The sequence below is a fragment of the Streptomyces sp. NPDC107500 genome (assembly GCF_055582785.1).
Map to the genome: position 1 here is coordinate 392,084 of NZ_JBVJPF010000008.1, position 14,142 is coordinate 406,225.

The 14,142-nt window shown below is 71.4% G+C and carries 16 protein-coding genes and 1 riboswitch; of the genes, 6 read left to right on the top strand and 10 right to left on the bottom strand.

Going from position 1 to position 14,142, the window contains the following annotated elements; all coding sequences use genetic code 11:
• The first annotated feature begins 150 nt into the window (after positions 1-150).
• Positions 151-720, top strand: a complete 570-nt coding sequence (locus ACZ67M_RS31005) for a hypothetical protein (protein WP_361357326.1) — start codon at positions 151-153, stop codon at positions 718-720.
• A gap of 1 nt (position 721) precedes the next feature.
• A complete protein-coding gene (locus tag ACZ67M_RS31010; protein ID WP_361357323.1) occupies positions 722-1,306 on the top strand; it encodes a TetR/AcrR family transcriptional regulator in 585 nt (194 codons plus the stop codon).
• A gap of 9 nt (positions 1,307-1,315) precedes the next feature.
• On the opposite strand, the gene ACZ67M_RS31015 is transcribed toward ACZ67M_RS31010, so the two are convergent.
• Entirely contained in the window at positions 1,316-2,068 is a 753-nt protein-coding gene (locus ACZ67M_RS31015) for an SDR family NAD(P)-dependent oxidoreductase (protein WP_469853721.1), read from the bottom strand.
• A 95-nt stretch (positions 2,069-2,163) separates the two neighbouring features.
• On the opposite strand from ACZ67M_RS31015, the gene ACZ67M_RS31020 reads away from it, so the two are divergent.
• Positions 2,164-2,802 carry a TetR/AcrR family transcriptional regulator gene (locus ACZ67M_RS31020; RefSeq protein WP_469853722.1) on the top strand — a complete coding sequence of 213 codons (639 nt, stop codon included), beginning with the start codon at positions 2,164-2,166 and terminating at the stop codon, positions 2,800-2,802.
• Here the strand turns inward: ACZ67M_RS31020 and ACZ67M_RS31025 are convergent.
• Both ACZ67M_RS31025 and ACZ67M_RS31030 read right to left on the bottom strand, forming a co-directional pair.
• Complete coding sequence (locus ACZ67M_RS31025; RefSeq protein WP_392239039.1) at positions 2,789-3,334, bottom strand: ATP-binding protein; 546 nt, start codon at positions 3,332-3,334, stop codon at positions 2,789-2,791. The genes ACZ67M_RS31020 and ACZ67M_RS31025 overlap by 14 nt on opposite strands.
• Positions 3,335-3,378: 44 nt before the next feature.
• Entirely contained in the window at positions 3,379-3,768 is a 390-nt protein-coding gene (locus ACZ67M_RS31030) for a hypothetical protein (protein WP_469853723.1), read from the bottom strand.
• Positions 3,769-3,886: 118 nt separating this feature from the next.
• On the opposite strand from ACZ67M_RS31030, the gene ACZ67M_RS31035 reads away from it, so the two are divergent.
• Both ACZ67M_RS31035 and ACZ67M_RS31040 read left to right on the top strand, forming a co-directional pair.
• On the top strand, positions 3,887-4,726 hold the full coding sequence (locus tag ACZ67M_RS31035) for a helix-turn-helix domain-containing protein (RefSeq protein WP_469853724.1): 840 nt from the start codon (positions 3,887-3,889) through the stop codon (positions 4,724-4,726).
• Positions 4,710-4,916 carry a DUF397 domain-containing protein gene (locus ACZ67M_RS31040; RefSeq protein ID WP_469853725.1) on the top strand — a complete coding sequence of 69 codons (207 nt, stop codon included), beginning with the start codon at positions 4,710-4,712 and terminating at the stop codon, positions 4,914-4,916. The genes ACZ67M_RS31035 and ACZ67M_RS31040 overlap by 17 nt, the downstream gene beginning before the upstream one ends.
• Before the next feature lie 10 nt (positions 4,917-4,926).
• Here the strand turns inward: ACZ67M_RS31040 and ACZ67M_RS31045 are convergent, their stop codons facing one another.
• The 7 genes from ACZ67M_RS31045 to thrC form a co-directional block, all read right to left on the bottom strand.
• Positions 4,927-5,679: a translation initiation factor IF-2 gene (locus ACZ67M_RS31045; protein ID WP_469853726.1), complete on the bottom strand. Its 753-nt coding sequence runs from the start codon at positions 5,677-5,679 to the stop codon at positions 4,927-4,929.
• Positions 5,676-7,211: a carboxylesterase/lipase family protein gene (locus ACZ67M_RS31050; RefSeq protein WP_392102461.1), complete on the bottom strand. Its 1,536-nt coding sequence runs from the start codon at positions 7,209-7,211 to the stop codon at positions 5,676-5,678. Before ACZ67M_RS31050 ends, ACZ67M_RS31045 begins: the two co-directional genes overlap by 4 nt.
• Before the next feature lie 33 nt (positions 7,212-7,244).
• Entirely contained in the window at positions 7,245-8,375 is a 1,131-nt protein-coding gene (locus ACZ67M_RS31055; protein ID WP_361357304.1) for an NADH:flavin oxidoreductase, read from the bottom strand.
• Between the two features lie 218 nt (positions 8,376-8,593).
• Positions 8,594-10,219, bottom strand: a complete 1,626-nt coding sequence (gene groL / locus ACZ67M_RS31060) for a chaperonin GroEL (RefSeq protein WP_064728531.1) — start codon at positions 10,217-10,219, stop codon at positions 8,594-8,596.
• A 330-nt stretch (positions 10,220-10,549) separates the two neighbouring features.
• Positions 10,550-10,753 (bottom strand): cold-shock protein, encoded by a 204-nt coding sequence (locus ACZ67M_RS31065; RefSeq protein WP_004929928.1) that lies wholly within the window; start codon positions 10,751-10,753, stop codon positions 10,550-10,552.
• Positions 10,754-11,191: 438 nt separating this feature from the next.
• The gene (locus tag ACZ67M_RS31070; protein ID WP_122619603.1) at positions 11,192-11,467 is read right to left on the bottom strand and encodes a MoaD/ThiS family protein; all 276 of its coding nucleotides are present in this window, start codon (positions 11,465-11,467) and stop codon (positions 11,192-11,194) included.
• Between the two features lie 86 nt (positions 11,468-11,553).
• On the bottom strand, positions 11,554-12,846 hold the full coding sequence (thrC, locus tag ACZ67M_RS31075; protein WP_163016218.1) for a threonine synthase: 1,293 nt from the start codon (positions 12,844-12,846) through the stop codon (positions 11,554-11,556).
• Positions 12,847-12,863: 17 nt separating this feature from the next.
• Positions 12,864-13,011: riboswitch (SAM riboswitch) on the bottom strand.
• Between the two features lie 154 nt (positions 13,012-13,165).
• Between thrC and ACZ67M_RS31080 the strand changes: the two genes are divergently transcribed.
• A complete protein-coding gene (locus ACZ67M_RS31080; RefSeq protein ID WP_392015864.1) occupies positions 13,166-14,110 on the top strand; it encodes a glucosyl-3-phosphoglycerate synthase in 945 nt (314 codons plus the stop codon).
• The last annotated feature ends 32 nt before the right edge of the window (positions 14,111-14,142 follow it).

Below are 14,142 nucleotides of genomic sequence, written 5' to 3' on the forward strand. Positions count from 1 at the left end.
CGCGCCCGCCTCGTGGCCGTCCGCCCGGAACCCCGGCCCCGGTACCGGCGGGCGCGGCGCGCTGTTCCGCTGTTCCGCGACCGGGCACGCCGGGCAGGTCCCCGCCCACCGGCCCGGGGCCGTCCCGCGGCGTGTGCGATTCTGAAGGACATGAACCACGCCCAGCTGACCGCCCTGGGCCGCGCCCTGCGTCTCCTCGGCGAGCACGGCGAGGCCCTGACCGGTGACACCCCGGACGCCAAGCTGCACGAGGTCCGCGCGGACGTGAAGCGCGCGCTGGACCTGCTGGAGGAGAGCGTCGCGACGGCGGCCCCCAGCACCCGCTGCCCCGAGCATCCGACGGGGCCGGTCGACGAGGCCGCCCCCGACCGCTGCCTGCTGTGCGAGACCCGCCGCCGCAGCGCCCGCCGCGCCGAGTACAACGGCGGCCCCCTGCCGGCCCGGCCCACCGAGCCGGTCCAGTCCCGTTACGGGGTGCGGGGCGACCGTCCGGAGCCCCAGCAGCGCTGGCTGCCCGAGCTGTGGAACGGGCAGGCCTGGCAGCTGTGCGGCACCCCGCGCCGCGACCGCCGCGAGGCCGAGCTGTACATCGCGGCCCAACTGCGCGCCCCGCGCGCGGCCATGGCGTACCGGCTGGTGCACGAGTTCACCGACTACGAGGTGCTGCGGGTGTGGGGCACGCCGGTGCGGGTGGACATCGAACCGATGGGCGGCCCCTGAGGTGGTCAGACGCAACGACCTGCGGCGCGCCGCCCTCGTCGACGCCGCCATCGAGGTGCTGGCGGCGCAGGGCGCCCGGGGTCTGACCTTCCGGGCGGTGGACGCCGAGGCCGCCGTCCCGGCCGGTACCGCGTCCAACTACTTCGCCAACCGCGACGACCTGCTCACCCAGACCGGCGCCCGCGTCTACGAGCGTCTCCACCCGGACGAGGCGACGATCGCCCGCCAGCGCGCGGCAGGGAACGACCGCGACACCTACGTCCGGCTGATGCGCGAACTCGTGGACCGCATCTCCTCCTTCCGCTCCGGCTACCTCGCACTGCTCGAACTGCGCCTCGAGGCCACCCGGCGCCCCGGCCTGCGCGCGGTCCTGACCGAGCGCATCCGCGAGGACGTCGACGCCAACGTCGCCTACCACGAGGGCTCCGGCCTCCCCGGCGACGCGATGGCCGTCAAGCTGCTCTACCTCGCCCTGAACTGGCTGATCGTCGAACAGCTCACCCTCCCGGACGTGTTCACCGAGGAGGAGCGGGACCGGCTGGTGACGGCGGCGGTCGAGCGGATCGTGGTGCCGGACCGGGACTGACCCGGCGGCTCAGAGCTGGTTCTCGCCGCCGTCCACGTGCCAGTTGACGCCGAGTACGAAGCTGCTGCGCGCGGACGCGAGGAAGGCCACCACCTCGGCGACCTCCTCGGGTCGCCCCACCCGGCCGAGGGGGACCCCCGCGGCGAACCGCGCCTTGGTCGCCTCCGGGTCCGGGGTGCCGGCGGCCACGGCGTCGGCCGCGGGGGTGGCGATGGTGCCCGGGGAGACGGCGTTGACCCGCACGCCCCGCCCCTTCAGCTCGTTCGCCCAGGTCCGGACGTACGACCGGACCGCCGCCTTGGTCGCCGCGTACGTGCCGAAGGCCTCGACCCCGTCGTCGGCGCGCACCGAGGTGTTGACGACGACGGACGCACCGTCGTTGAGCAGCGGCAGCGCCTTCTGCACGGTGAAGACGGTGCCGCGCACGTTGACCCCGAAGATCTGGTCGTAGTGCTCCTCGGTGGTCTCCTCCAGCGTCGCGAAGGCGCCGGACCCCGCGTTCGCGAAGAGCACGTCGAGCCCCCGGCCGCGGGCGCGCACCGCGTCGTAGAGCCGGTCCAGGTCGGCCTGGTCGGCGATGTCCCCCACCACCGCGGTCGCCCGGTCCGCGCCGATCGTCTCCACGGCGGCGTCCAGCTCGGTCTTGCGCCGCCCGGTGATGAACACGTGCGCCCCGTCCGCCGCCAGCCGCACGGCGGTGGCCAGACCGATCCCGCTGCTGCCGCCGGTGATCACCGCGGTCTTGCCGTCGAACTGCCCCATGGGAATGACCTCCATCAATTTAAGTACCGATCGGTACCGAACAGCGACCGTAGCACTTAAGAACCGATCGGTACAGAAGAGGTATGCTCGATGCCATGGATGCCACGGATGCCACGGAGAGGGGCCGGAAGAAGGCGCCGGTCGGCCGACCGCGGGGCTTCGACGCCGACGAGGCGCTGGAGCGCGCGATGCGGGTCTTCTGGGAGCACGGCTACGAGGGCGCCAGCCTCACCGACCTCACCGACGCCATGGGCATCACGCGCACCAGCATGTACGCGGCCTTCGGCAACAAGGAGGACCTGTTCCGCAGGTCCCTGGAGCGCTACGAGGAGGGCCCCGCCTCCTACCTGGCACGCGCCCTGGACGAGCCGACCGCCCGCGAGGTCGCCACCGCCTTCCTGAACGGCTCGGTGCGCACCACCACCAGCCCGGGCCGTCCCAGCGGCTGCCTCGGCGTCCAGGGTTCCCTCGCCGCGGGCGAGTCCGCCCGGGCCGCCCGCGACCTGCTCGCCGACTGGCGCAACGGGGGCGTCGACCGGCTGCGGGACCGGTTCCGGCAGGCCGTGGACGAGGGCGACCTGCCCTCCGGCACCGACCCCGCCCTGCTCGCCCGCTACCTCATGACCGTCGCCAACGGCATCGCCGTCCAGGCGGCCGGCGGCGCCACCCGGGACGACCTGCGGCAGGTGGCGGACATCGCCCTGCGGGGCTGGCCCCCACTCACGGAGAGCTGACGGCCGCCCAACCGGTGGCGGCCACCACCTCCCGGGCGATGTCGACGACGAGTCGCCCGTCCGTCGCCACGCGCACGGTGTCTTCGGGAGCCCGCTGGTCCAGGAGCCGTGCCTTGCGGATACTTCCTTCCAGCTCGTGCTCCAGTTCCGAGCCGCGTTCGCGGCCCACCAGCCGTTCGCGGGCGGTGGCATCGGAGGCGGTGAGCAGGACACGTGTGACGCGTACTCCACTCCCCAGGGCACGTTCGAACATGCCCGCCGCCTCCGGCAGCACGCTCAGGGTGTTCGTGTAGAGGAGGCGCCGGTATCCGCGCTGGGCGAAGTTGGCCCACACGGCGGTCAGGTTGGTCTCGGTGATCTCCGCGCGGTGCGGGTCTCCCTCCGGGGCGGGATGCACCTGGCCCATGAAGTCGCCGTCGATGATCGCGTGAGCGACGGCCGCGGAGCGCAGCAGCGCCGAGACCTCCCACCCCACCGTCGTCTTGCCGACACCGGCTCGTCCACCAATGAGCAACGCCTCTGCGTGATCCACCCGCGAAGCCTGCCAGCGGCCGGCCACTTCGGGCGAGGCAATATCTAGCCCCGCGCGCTCTCGTGGTTCGTGCGTCGCAGCCGGGCCCGCATCACCTCGTCCGTCGCCGCCGCCGTCACCGACCCGTGCGGGCAGTCCCACTCCCGGCCGCCGCCGACCGGACGCAGTTGCACGCTGCCGCCGACGTGCCCCATCACCTCCCCCACCCGGCCGTCCCGCGCGTCCACGGCGTGCGTGCCGACCGGCGGGCGCTCGCCCCGCACCACCGACGCCAGCCGCTCGGCCACCCGGACGTTGCAGCGTCCCAGCTCGACCAGGGCGAACGGCTCGTCGCTCGCGCCGGTCACCGGATCGACGCACAGGGACGGCAGGACGATGCCCTTACCCACGAGGGCCTGCCGCAGGGACTCGACGACTTCCTCGGTCGAACGCACCCTTCTCCACCTCCACGCTGAGTTCGTGATTCGCGACACAGCGTGTCCGCTACGCCCCTAACCTGGCCAGAGAGGGCGACCCAACAACCCCTGCTGTAGGACCGGGAGTTCCACTGCCATGCCTGGACCGAAAGACCTCGACCCCTCGACGTCCCCCCGCGCCCTGCTGGGTGCGGAGTTGCGCCACGCGCGGGAGAAGGCCGGGCTGAGCCAGGAGGAGCTGGGCGGGCGGCTGTTCGTCAGCGGGTCGTTCATCGGCCAGTTGGAGTCCGGCACGAGGAGGATGCAGCGCGAGTACGCGGGGCTGCTGGACGACGCGCTGGGGACGGAGGACTTCTTCCGGCGCAACTGTGCGGCTTCGGCGAAGTCCAAGTACCCCGAGCACTTTGCCGAGGCGGCGGAGGCGGAGGCGGCCGCCACGGAGATCAGGGAGTACGCCCCCTTGCTCGTCCCGGGCCTACTGCAGACACCCGCGTACACGCGAGCCGTCTGCCGCGCGTACCAGCCCACCGCGCCGGACGAGGTGATCGAGTCGCTGGTATCGGCCCGAATGGAGCGGACCCGTCTGCTGGACGATCCAACAGAGCCCGTGTTGTGGGTGGTGCTGGACGAAGCCGCCTTGCGTCGAGTGACGGGGGGACGCGAGGTGATGGCCGGAGTGCTGGATCACATCGTCGGCTTGGTCCGCCGGAACCGGATCATCGTGCAGGTGCTTCCCTTCCAGGCCGGAGCACACGCCGCACTTGAGGGCGCCATCAAGCTGATGCGCTTCGAGGACGCGCCACCCCTGGCGTACTTCGAGGGCGTCGGCACGGGGCGACTGGAGGACGACCCCGCAATCGTGCACCACCAGCGGCACACCTACGACCTCCTGTCGGCCTGCGCCCTGTCCCCTCAGAACTCCCTGGCCCTTGTCGAGGTGATGGCGCAGGATTACGCCCATGAGGAGCATCCCTGAGGCGACTTGGCGCAAGTCGAGCTACAGCGGCGGAAGCGGCGGCAACTGCCTCGAGATCGCCGTCGGCAACCCCAGCGCCACCCCCGTCCGCGACTCCAAGAGCCCCGACGGACCAACCCTCCGCTTCCAAGCCGCCGCCTGGTCCGCCTTCGTAGGCGCCCTCAAGGCGTCCCCGGTCACCGCCGATTGACCGCGTAGCGTCAGTGCGGCGGCGGAGCCGGGTGCAGGGCGTTCGACACCGTGCAGCCGGCCTCTCCCCGCATCCGCTGGATCCTGGGCGGCACCCACACCTCCGTGGCGCCGGGGTCCACCCGGGCGAGGACGCAGTCCTGCGGGCCGAAACCGTCGCCCGGCACCAGCAGGAGTACGCCGACCCGTCCGTCCTCCGCCTTCACCTCGCTGCGGATCGCCGGGTCCATGTCCAGCGCGGCGATCACACGGCGTACCTCCGCCTCGTCCGCGCGGCCGCCCTCCGGGACCCGGGGGAGCTTCGCGCGCAGTTCCGCGGCGGGCAGCTCGGGCGCCTCCGGCGCCGGGCCGAGGACCAGGGGGAGGCTGTCCGGGCAGTCCACGTCACGGGGCTTCTCGCGCCACTGGGACCGGGGTGACACGCGGACCGCGAAGCACCGCCGTACGGTGACCTCCTCGATGTCGAAGGTCGAGTTGAACGCCGTGCCGGACGTGCGGACGACCAGTTCGAGGCCGTCCCCGTCCTGGGACGAGGTGCCGTCGACCCGCATCACCTCCACCCCCTCCATACCGGCGGCCTCGCGCCCCGCCTCGTCGGCCGTGCGCGGACGCTGGCCGTAGAGCCGTTCGCCCACCGTCCTGGCCACCTCGCGGGCCTCGTCCGTCGCCTTCTCCTCGGAGGGCTCGGCCACCCCGCAGCCCGCGACGAGCAGCGCCAGGGGCGCGAGCAGCAGCAGCGGACGCAGTGCCCGTCCCGCTCTCACGCGCCCCGCCCCACGAGGGGCAGGGGCGTGAACTCGTGGCCCTCCCAAAGGCGCCGGGAGGTCTCCCCCGGGTAGGGCGCGACGACCGGCTCGGCGTCGAGGACCTGGACCAGGCGCCGCTCCGTGTCGTACGCGGGCCAGCCGGGGTCGCCCGTGCGGGCGAACGCCGTCCAGGAGGAGCGGAAGCGGTCCGACAGGGCCAGCGCCTGGGGCGACGGCTCCGCGCCGTCGAAGAAGAGGAGCCCGATGTCGGCGCCGAAGGTGCCGAAGAGCAGCGGAACGTCCAGGGCGTGGCAGGCGCCGAGGGCGCCGTCGGCTGCCGGGGCGGGCCAGGTCAGCTGGTAGACGTGGGCGCGGCCCCCTCCCGCGAGGTGCGCCTCGGCCAGGTGGAGCGAGGGCATGCCGAACAGCCAGTCCGTCTGGACGCGTTCGTAGAGTTCGTTCGCGGAGGCGCCCGGGAACGCCGCGCGGTAGGCCGCCTCGCCGCCCGGGGCGTACAGGCGCAGGGCGGCGCGCGCCCGTTCCTCGCCGATCACGCCGAGCTTGCCCGCCATCATGGAGAACAGGCGGTTCTCGTCGCGGTTGTGACCGACGACCAGGTCGACGTCGCGGGCGGCGCCGGCGGCCAGCGCCCGCCAGGGCATGACCGGCAGGACCTCCCCGTCGACGACCGGGGCGTACGGGGTGACGGTGGGCGCGGCCTGCCCCCAGCGGTCGACGCGGCCGGGCATCTTCGGGGCGAGGGCCTGGCCCGCCTTGACGAGCTGCTCGGGAGCGAGGGCGCCGAGGTCGGCGACGGTGGGGCGCAGACCGGCCTCGGCGGCGAGGGCGGTGCCGAGGTCCCGGGCGAGTTCCGGCGAGAAGAAGGTGCCCGGCACGCTCTGCGCGACGGCCCGCCCGAAGAGTCCGGCGGCGCTCGGCATGGCGAGCAGCGCGGCCACGGAACCGGCGCCCGCGGACTCCCCGAAGACGGTGACCCGGCCCGGATCGCCGCCGAACGCGGCGATGTTGTCCCGTACCCACTCCAGCGCGGCCACCTGGTCGAGCAGCCCCCGGTTGGCGGGGGCGCCCTCGATGTGGGCGAAACCCTCCATGCCGAGGCGGTAGTTGAGGGTGACGACGACGAGGTCGCCGTCGGCGGCGATGCGGCGGGCGTCGTAGCCGGGGCTGCCGGAGTGGCCGAGTTTGTAGGCGCCGCCGTGGATCCAGACCATCACCGGGCGGCGGGCGGCCGGATCGGGTTCCGGTGTCCAGACGTTGACCGTCAGCCAGTCGTCGCCCTGGGGGAGCGCACCGGCCGGGCCCGCGATGCCGAGGTCCTGCGGGGGCGGCGGGCCGAAGGCGTACGCGTCGCGTATGCCGTCCCAGGCACGGGCGGGGCGCGGGGCGGCGAACCGGCCCTCGCCCACCGGGGGTTCGGCGAAGGGAATGCCGCGGAAGACCGTCAGCCCGTCCTCCGCGCGCCCGCGCACCGCACCAACGGCCGTGCGCACCACGGGTTCCACTGACTCCACGGGTCCAGGGATCGTCATCCCACGGACCCTACGCCGTGGTGCGCGCCGCGCTCAGCTGAGGGTCTTCAGCGAGGCCGCGTCGTAGGGCGCGAGGCTGTCGAAGCGTCCGGCGAGGACCTTCTCGGCCCACAGCGGGTCCTGGAGCAGCGCGCGACCGACGGCGACGAGGTCGAACTCGTCGCGCTCCAGGCGGTCGAGGAGGTTGTCGAGGCTGCCGACGGGGGCGCCCTCGCCCAGGAACGCCTTGGTGAAGTCGCCGTCGAGGCCGACCGAGCCGACGGTGATGGTGGTCCTGCCGGTCAGCTTCTTGGTCCAGCCCGCCAGGTTGAGGTCGGAGCCGTCGAACTCGGGCAGCCAGTAGCGGCGGGTGGAGGCGTGGAAGGCGTCGACGCCGGCCGAGGCGAGCGGGGCGAGGATCGCCTCCAGCTCCTCGGGGGTCTCGGCGAGGCGGGCGTCGTAGGCCTCCTGCTTCCACTGCGAGTAGCGGAAGATCACGGGGAACTCCGGGGAGACCTTCTCCCGTACGGCGGCCACGATCTCGGCGGCGAACCGGGTGCGGGCCACGGGGTCGCCGCCGTAGGCGTCGGTGCGGCGGTTGGTGCCGGACCACAGGAACTGGTCGACGAGGTAGCCGTGGGCGCCGTGGATCTCCACGCCGTCGAAGCCGATGCGCTCGGCGTCCGCGGCGGCCTGGGCGAAGGCGCCGATGACGTCGTCCAGGTCGCGCCGGGTCATGGCCGTGCCCGTGACCTCGTCCTCACCGATGCGCAGCCCGGACGGGCCGACGGCGGGGGCGTCCGCGAAGGGCGGCTGGCCGGCCTTGCGCACCATGCCGATGTGCCACAGCTGGGGCACGATCGTGCCGCCCGCCGCGTGCACCGCCTCGGCGGCCTTCGCCCACCCGGCGAGCTGCTCCTCGCCGTGGAACCGGGGCACCCGGCTGCTCTGCCCGGCGGAGTCGTGACCGACGTACGTCCCCTCGGTGACGATCAGGCCGACCCCGGCGGCGGCCCGGCGGGAGTAGTACGACACCACGTCCTCACCGGGGACGCCGCCCGGGGAGAACATCCGGGTCATCGGTGCCATCGCGATGCGGTTCGGCACGGTGAGTCCGTTGATGGTGGCCGGGCGGGCGAGGAGCTGGGCGGCGCGGGAGGCGGCCTCGACGGGGGTGACGGTCACGTGGGGGCTCCTTGGTGGGGGGGTACCAGGTGGTATGTGCGTGTGCATAGACACTCTCCACCGTGAACCCCGCATCCACCAGCCCTCATTCCGCCCACCGCGCCCGCCGGGGCGTGATCCGGCCCACAGCCCGGGGACAACGCCGAGGGCGGCACCCCCCGTTCGGGGAGTGCCGCCCTCGGTTCGTGCGGGACGCTCGATCAACCGGAACCGGTCGATCAGAAGTCCATGTCACCGCCCGGCATGCCGCCCGGAGCACCGGCCGCGGCGGCCTTCTCCGGCTTGTCGGCGATGACGGCCTCGGTGGTGAGGAACAGCGCGGCGATGGAGGCGGCGTTCTGCAGCGCGGAACGGGTCACCTTCGCCGGGTCGATGATGCCCTCGGCGATCATGTCGACGTACTCGCCGGAGGCGGCGTTCAGGCCGTGACCGACCTGGAGGTTGCGCACCTTCTCGACGACGACGCCGCCCTCGAGACCACCGTTGACGGCGATCTGCTTCAGCGGGGCCTCCAGGGCGAGCTTCACGGCGTTGGCGCCGGTCGCCTCGTCACCCGTCAGCTCCAGCTTCTCGAAGACCTGGGAGGCCTGGAGCAGGGCCACGCCACCACCGGCGACGATGCCCTCCTCGACGGCCGCCTTCGCGTTGCGAACGGCGTCCTCGATGCGGTGCTTGCGCTCCTTGAGCTCGACCTCGGTGGCGGCACCGGCCTTGATGACGGCCACGCCGCCGGCCAGCTTCGCCAGGCGCTCCTGGAGCTTCTCGCGGTCGTAGTCCGAGTCGCTGTTCTCGATCTCGGCGCGGATCTGGTTGACGCGACCGTTGACCTGGTCGGTCGAGCCGGCGCCGTCGACGATGGTGGTCTCGTCCTTGGTGATGACGACCTTGCGGGCGCGGCCCAGGAGGTCCAGGGACGCGTTCTCCAGCTTGAGGCCGACCTCCTCGGAGATGACCTCGCCGCCCGTGAGGATGGCGATGTCGCCGAGCATGGCCTTGCGGCGGTCGCCGAAGCCCGGGGCCTTGACGGCGACGGACTTGAAGGTGCCGCGGATCTTGTTGACCACCAGGGTCGACAGGGCCTCGCCCTCGACGTCCTCGGCGATGATCAGCAGCGGCTTGCCCGACTGCATGACCTTCTCCAGGAGCGGCAGCAGGTCCTTGACGTTGCCGATCTTGGAGTTGGCGATCAGGATGTACGGGTCGTCGAGCGACGCCTCCATACGCTCCATGTCGGTGGCGAAGTACGCCGAGATGTAGCCCTTGTCGAAGCGCATACCCTCGGTGAGCTCCAGCTCCAGACCGAAGGTCTGGGACTCCTCGACGGTGATGACGCCTTCCTTGCCGACCTTGTCCATGGCCTCGGCGATCAGCTCGCCGATCTGGGTGTCGGCGGCGGAGATGGAGGCCGTGGAGGCGATCTGCTCCTTGGTCTCGACGTCCTTCGCCTGCTCGAGCAGGGCGGCGGAGACGGCCTCGACGGCCTTCTCGATGCCGCGCTTCAGGGCCATCGGGTTGGCGCCGGCCGCGACGTTGCGCAGGCCTTCCTTGACCAGGGCCTGGGCGAGAACGGTCGCGGTGGTCGTACCGTCACCGGCGACGTCGTCCGTCTTCTTGGCGACTTCCTTGACCAGCTCGGCGCCGATCTTCTCGTACGGGTCCTCGAGCTCGATCTCCTTGGCGATGGAGACACCATCGTTGGTGATCGTGGGGGCGCCCCACTTCTTCTCGAGGACGACGTTGCGGCCCTTGGGGCCGAGCGTCACCTTGACGGCGTCCGCGAGCTGGTTCATGCCGCGCTCGAGGCCGCGCCGTGCCTCCTCGTCGAACGCGATGATCTTGGCCATGTGAAGTGGTCCCTCCAGGACTGGGGGTGATTCCTTCGGACCGCGCCCGCGCCCGCGACGGACGGCTCGCCTGCCTCGTGGTTCCTTCCCCACCCGGCCTGCGGGCCTCACCGACCCGGTCCTTCGTTGTCACTCTCACCTTCAGAGTGCTAACGCCAATGATTAGCACTCGACCCCATCGAGTGCAAGCGCCTCCGGGGATCCGGGCCACCCTCTCCGCCACCCGCGAACACCGGGCCCGCCACGGTCCGGGCAGGCCGAAGGGCCCGCACCTCCGGGGAGGTGCGGGCCCTTCGGAGAAGAACCGTTTACTTGCGGTGGCCGAACGTCTCAGGCGCTGAGGCGAACCATGTCGGCCTGCGGGCCCTTCTGACCCTGCGAGATCTCGAACTCGACCCGCTGGCCTTCTTCGAGGGTGCGGTAGCCGTCCATCTGAATCGCGCTGTAGTGGACGAAAACATCCGCACCACCGTCGACCGCGATGAAGCCGTACCCCTTCTCCGCGTTGAACCACTTGACGGTGCCCTGAGCCATGCCTAACTCCCCTATTACTGGCCCTTGCACAGATCCGCACTTCGCGGACCCGGGTCAGACCTCACCCCCCACGACTGGGGGCGTGCGCCGGAACGCGTCGACCGCGGCTGAATGTATCTGTCCAACTGCCGTCTGCAACAGGTCAATCGGACGAGAAATCTGGACGTACCCGGTCCGGAATATGACGAGCTTTCCCCTGAATGTGGGTCAAGTCGGGGCACACAAAAGTCACAAAAGCCGCGAAACACACCCACACTTTGGCTACTTCTTGTCGGGCGGGCGGCAGGAATTCAAGGTTCCCGATGCCTTGATCGGGAGCGCGTTCCCCAACTCTACCGCGCTCAATCCAATGGAATTGCCCCCTCCGCTTCTCTCACGGAGGGGGCAATTCGATGAACTCTGCGTCACCGCGATTACCTGCGGTAACGAAAAGGCGGATCAGCCGCCGGCGACCGCCGGGATGATGGAGACGCCCGCGCCGTCCGGGGTCGCGGTCTCCAGGCCCTGCTCGAAGCGCACGTCGTCGTCGTTGACGTAGACGTTGACGAAGCGGCGCAGCTTGCCCTGGTCGTCCAGGACGCGGGCGGCGATGCCGGTGTGGTTCTTCTCCAGGTCGGAGATGACCTCGCCGAGATTCGCGCCCTCGGCACTGACCTCGGCCTGGCCACCGGTGTAGGTGCGCAGGATGGTGGGGATGCGGACGTTGACGCTCACTTGAACCTCCGGTCAGGTGACTTGGCTAGGGGCGCGGGGAACTGCGCGACCAGCCCCCACGGCCCGCAGACGACATACAAGCTGTCCTACGCGAGTCCGGCCTCGCGGAACGAATCCAGGTTGGGACGAATGGTCGCGGTCAGCCCGGTGCCCGCCACCGCGTCCAGCGTCTTCAGACCATCGCCGGTGTTGAGCACGACGGTGGTCAGCGACGGGTCCAGCGCGCCGCTCTCGACCAGCTTCTTCGTCACCCCCACCGTCACACCACCGGCGGTCTCCGCGAAGATGCCCTCGGTCCGGGCGAGCAGCTTGATCGCGTCCACGACCTGCTCGTCGGTGACGTCCTCCACCGCACCGCCCGTGCGGCGCGCGATGTCGAGGACGTAGGGGCCGTCGGCGGGGTTGCCGATGGCCAGCGACTTGGCGATGGTGTCCGGCTTCTGCGGGCGCACCACGTCGTGGCCGGCCTTGTACGCCGTGGAGACCGGGGAGCAGCCCTCGGCCTGGGCGCCGAAGATCTTGTACGGCTTGTCCTCGACCAGACCCAGCTTGATCAGCTCCTGGAGCCCCTTGTCGATCTTCGTGAGCTGGGAACCGGACGCGATCGGGACGACGATCTGGTCGGGCAGCCGCCAGCCGAGCTGCTCGCAGATCTCGTACGCGAGGGTCTTGGATCCCTCGGCGTAGTACGGCCGCAGGTTGACGTTGACGAAGCCCCAGCCTTCGCCGGCCGGGTCGCCGATCAGCTCGGAGCAGAAGCGGTTCACGTCGTCGTAGTTGCCCTGGATGCCGACCAGCTCACCGCCGTAGACGGCGGCCATGACGACCTTGCCCTGCTCCAGGTCGTGCGGGATGAACACGCAGGAGCGGAAGCCGGCCCGGGCGGCGGCGGCGCCGACGGCGCCGGCCAGGTTGCCGGTGGAGGAGCAGGAGAGGGTGGTGAAGCCGAAGGCGCGGGCGGCCTCCAGGGCCTGGGCGACGACGCGGTCCTTGAAGGAGTGCGTCGGGTTGCCGGAGTCGTCCTTGACGTAGAGGCCGCCGGTGACGCCCAGCTCGCGGGCCAGGTTGTCGGCCTTGACCAGCTTGGTCCAGCCCGGGTTGATGTTCGGCTTGTCGGCCACGTCGGCGGGGACGGGCAGCAGGGGGGCGTAGCGCCAGATGTTCGCGGGGCCCGCTTCGATCCGCTTGCGCAGCTCCTCGGTGTCGTAGGCCGAGAAGTCGTAGGCGATCTCCAGCGGGCCGAAACACTCCTGGCAGGCGAAGAGCGGGCCGAGCGGGACGCGGTGGCCGCACTCGCGGCAGCTCAGCGCTGCGGCGGGGCCGAGGTCGACGGTGCCGTCGGTGGAGTTCGTGGGGGTTTCGGCAGTCTGCACAGCCATGGAGGCGAGGCCCTTTCTCCTCATCTTTCTCACGACGCATCTCGCCGTGAGACGGATTTGGCACCTTCCCTAGCCGGGAGCCTCGCCACGTCCGTGTGACAAGAACCGACTGGAGGGTTGCCGGGGCTTCATCGGGCCGTTTCCCTCTGCCCCTCTGGATGAGCGGTATGAAGTTGTTGTCCTTCGCGGTACGCGCGGTGACCCCGGCATGCGGGGGTCCTGCGCGTTGTTCAAGACTGTAACCGAAGGCCAGGACGGTTGAGATAGTCGTCCGTACCGCGAGATGGATCACAACTGATCACGAAGGAGTCCTGGGACCGTGCTGGAAGAAGTCGAGCGCTGGCTGAGCGCGCGTTCCTGGTCCGCCGGGGACCGGCCGATCCGGCAGCTGCTGGCCGCCAAACAGGCCACCGGGCAGACGGTCAGCGTGGTGCTCCCGGCCCTCGACGAGGAGGCGACGGTCGGCGAGATCGTCACGGTGATCCGCCGCGACCTGATGGACCGGGCTCCGCTGGTCGACGAGATCGTGGTCGTGGACTCCGGGTCGAGCGACCGTACGTCGGAGGTGGCCGCGGCGGCGGGCGCGCGCGTCGTGCACCGCGACGCGATCCTGCCGCGGGTCCCGCCGGTGCCGGGCAAGGGCGAGGTGCTGTGGCGTTCGCTGCTGGTCACCGGCGGCGACATCGTCTGCTTCGTCGACGCCGACCTGCGCGAGTTCTCCGCCGACTTCGTCTCCGGGATCGTCGGCCCGCTGCTCACGGAACCGGACGTGCAGCTCGTCAAGGCGATGTACGACCGCCCCCTCGGCACCACTCCCGGCCAGGGCGGCCGGGTCACCGAGCTGGTGGCCCGCCCCCTGCTCAACCTGCACTGGCCGCTGCTGGCCGGCTTCGTGCAGCCGCTCGGCGGCGAGTACGCGGCCCGCCGCTCCCTGCTGGAACGGCTCCCCTTCCCCGTCGGCTACGGCGTCGAGCTGGGCATGCTGGTCGACGCCCTGCACCTGGTCGGCCTGGACGCCCTCGCCCAGGTCGACGTCGGCGTCCGGCGCCACCACCACCAGGACGGCCAGGCCCTGGGCCGCATGTCCGCCGCGATCTACCGCACCGCCCAGCTCCGCCTGGCCCGCGGCCACCTGGTCCGCCCGACCCTCACCCAGTTCGAACGCGGCCCCTCGGGCTTCGAGCCCCGCACCCACGCCGTGGACACGGAGGAACGGCCACCGATGAGGGAGATCGCGGAGTACACGGCGCGGCGGGTGGCGTGATCGGCACCGCTGTGGTGTGCGACCACGTTTGA

Coding starts and splice junctions, on each gene's coding strand:
- thrC (WP_163016218.1), bottom strand. CDS start 12,846: ATGGCTGTGCAGACTGCCGAAACCCCCACGAACTCCACCGACGGCACC.
- groL (WP_064728531.1), bottom strand. CDS start 10,219: ATGGCCAAGATCATCGCGTTCGACGAGGAGGCACGGCGCGGCCTCGAG.
- ACZ67M_RS31040 (WP_469853725.1), top strand. CDS start 4,710: ATGAGGAGCATCCCTGAGGCGACTTGGCGCAAGTCGAGCTACAGCGGC.
- ACZ67M_RS31065 (WP_004929928.1), bottom strand. CDS start 10,753: ATGGCTCAGGGCACCGTCAAGTGGTTCAACGCGGAGAAGGGGTACGGC.
- ACZ67M_RS31005 (WP_361357326.1), top strand. CDS start 151: ATGAACCACGCCCAGCTGACCGCCCTGGGCCGCGCCCTGCGTCTCCTC.
- ACZ67M_RS31015 (WP_469853721.1), bottom strand. CDS start 2,068: ATGGGGCAGTTCGACGGCAAGACCGCGGTGATCACCGGCGGCAGCAGC.
- ACZ67M_RS31050 (WP_392102461.1), bottom strand. CDS start 7,211: ATGACGATCCCTGGACCCGTGGAGTCAGTGGAACCCGTGGTGCGCACG.
- ACZ67M_RS31020 (WP_469853722.1), top strand. CDS start 2,164: ATGGATGCCACGGATGCCACGGAGAGGGGCCGGAAGAAGGCGCCGGTC.
- ACZ67M_RS31035 (WP_469853724.1), top strand. CDS start 3,887: ATGCCTGGACCGAAAGACCTCGACCCCTCGACGTCCCCCCGCGCCCTG.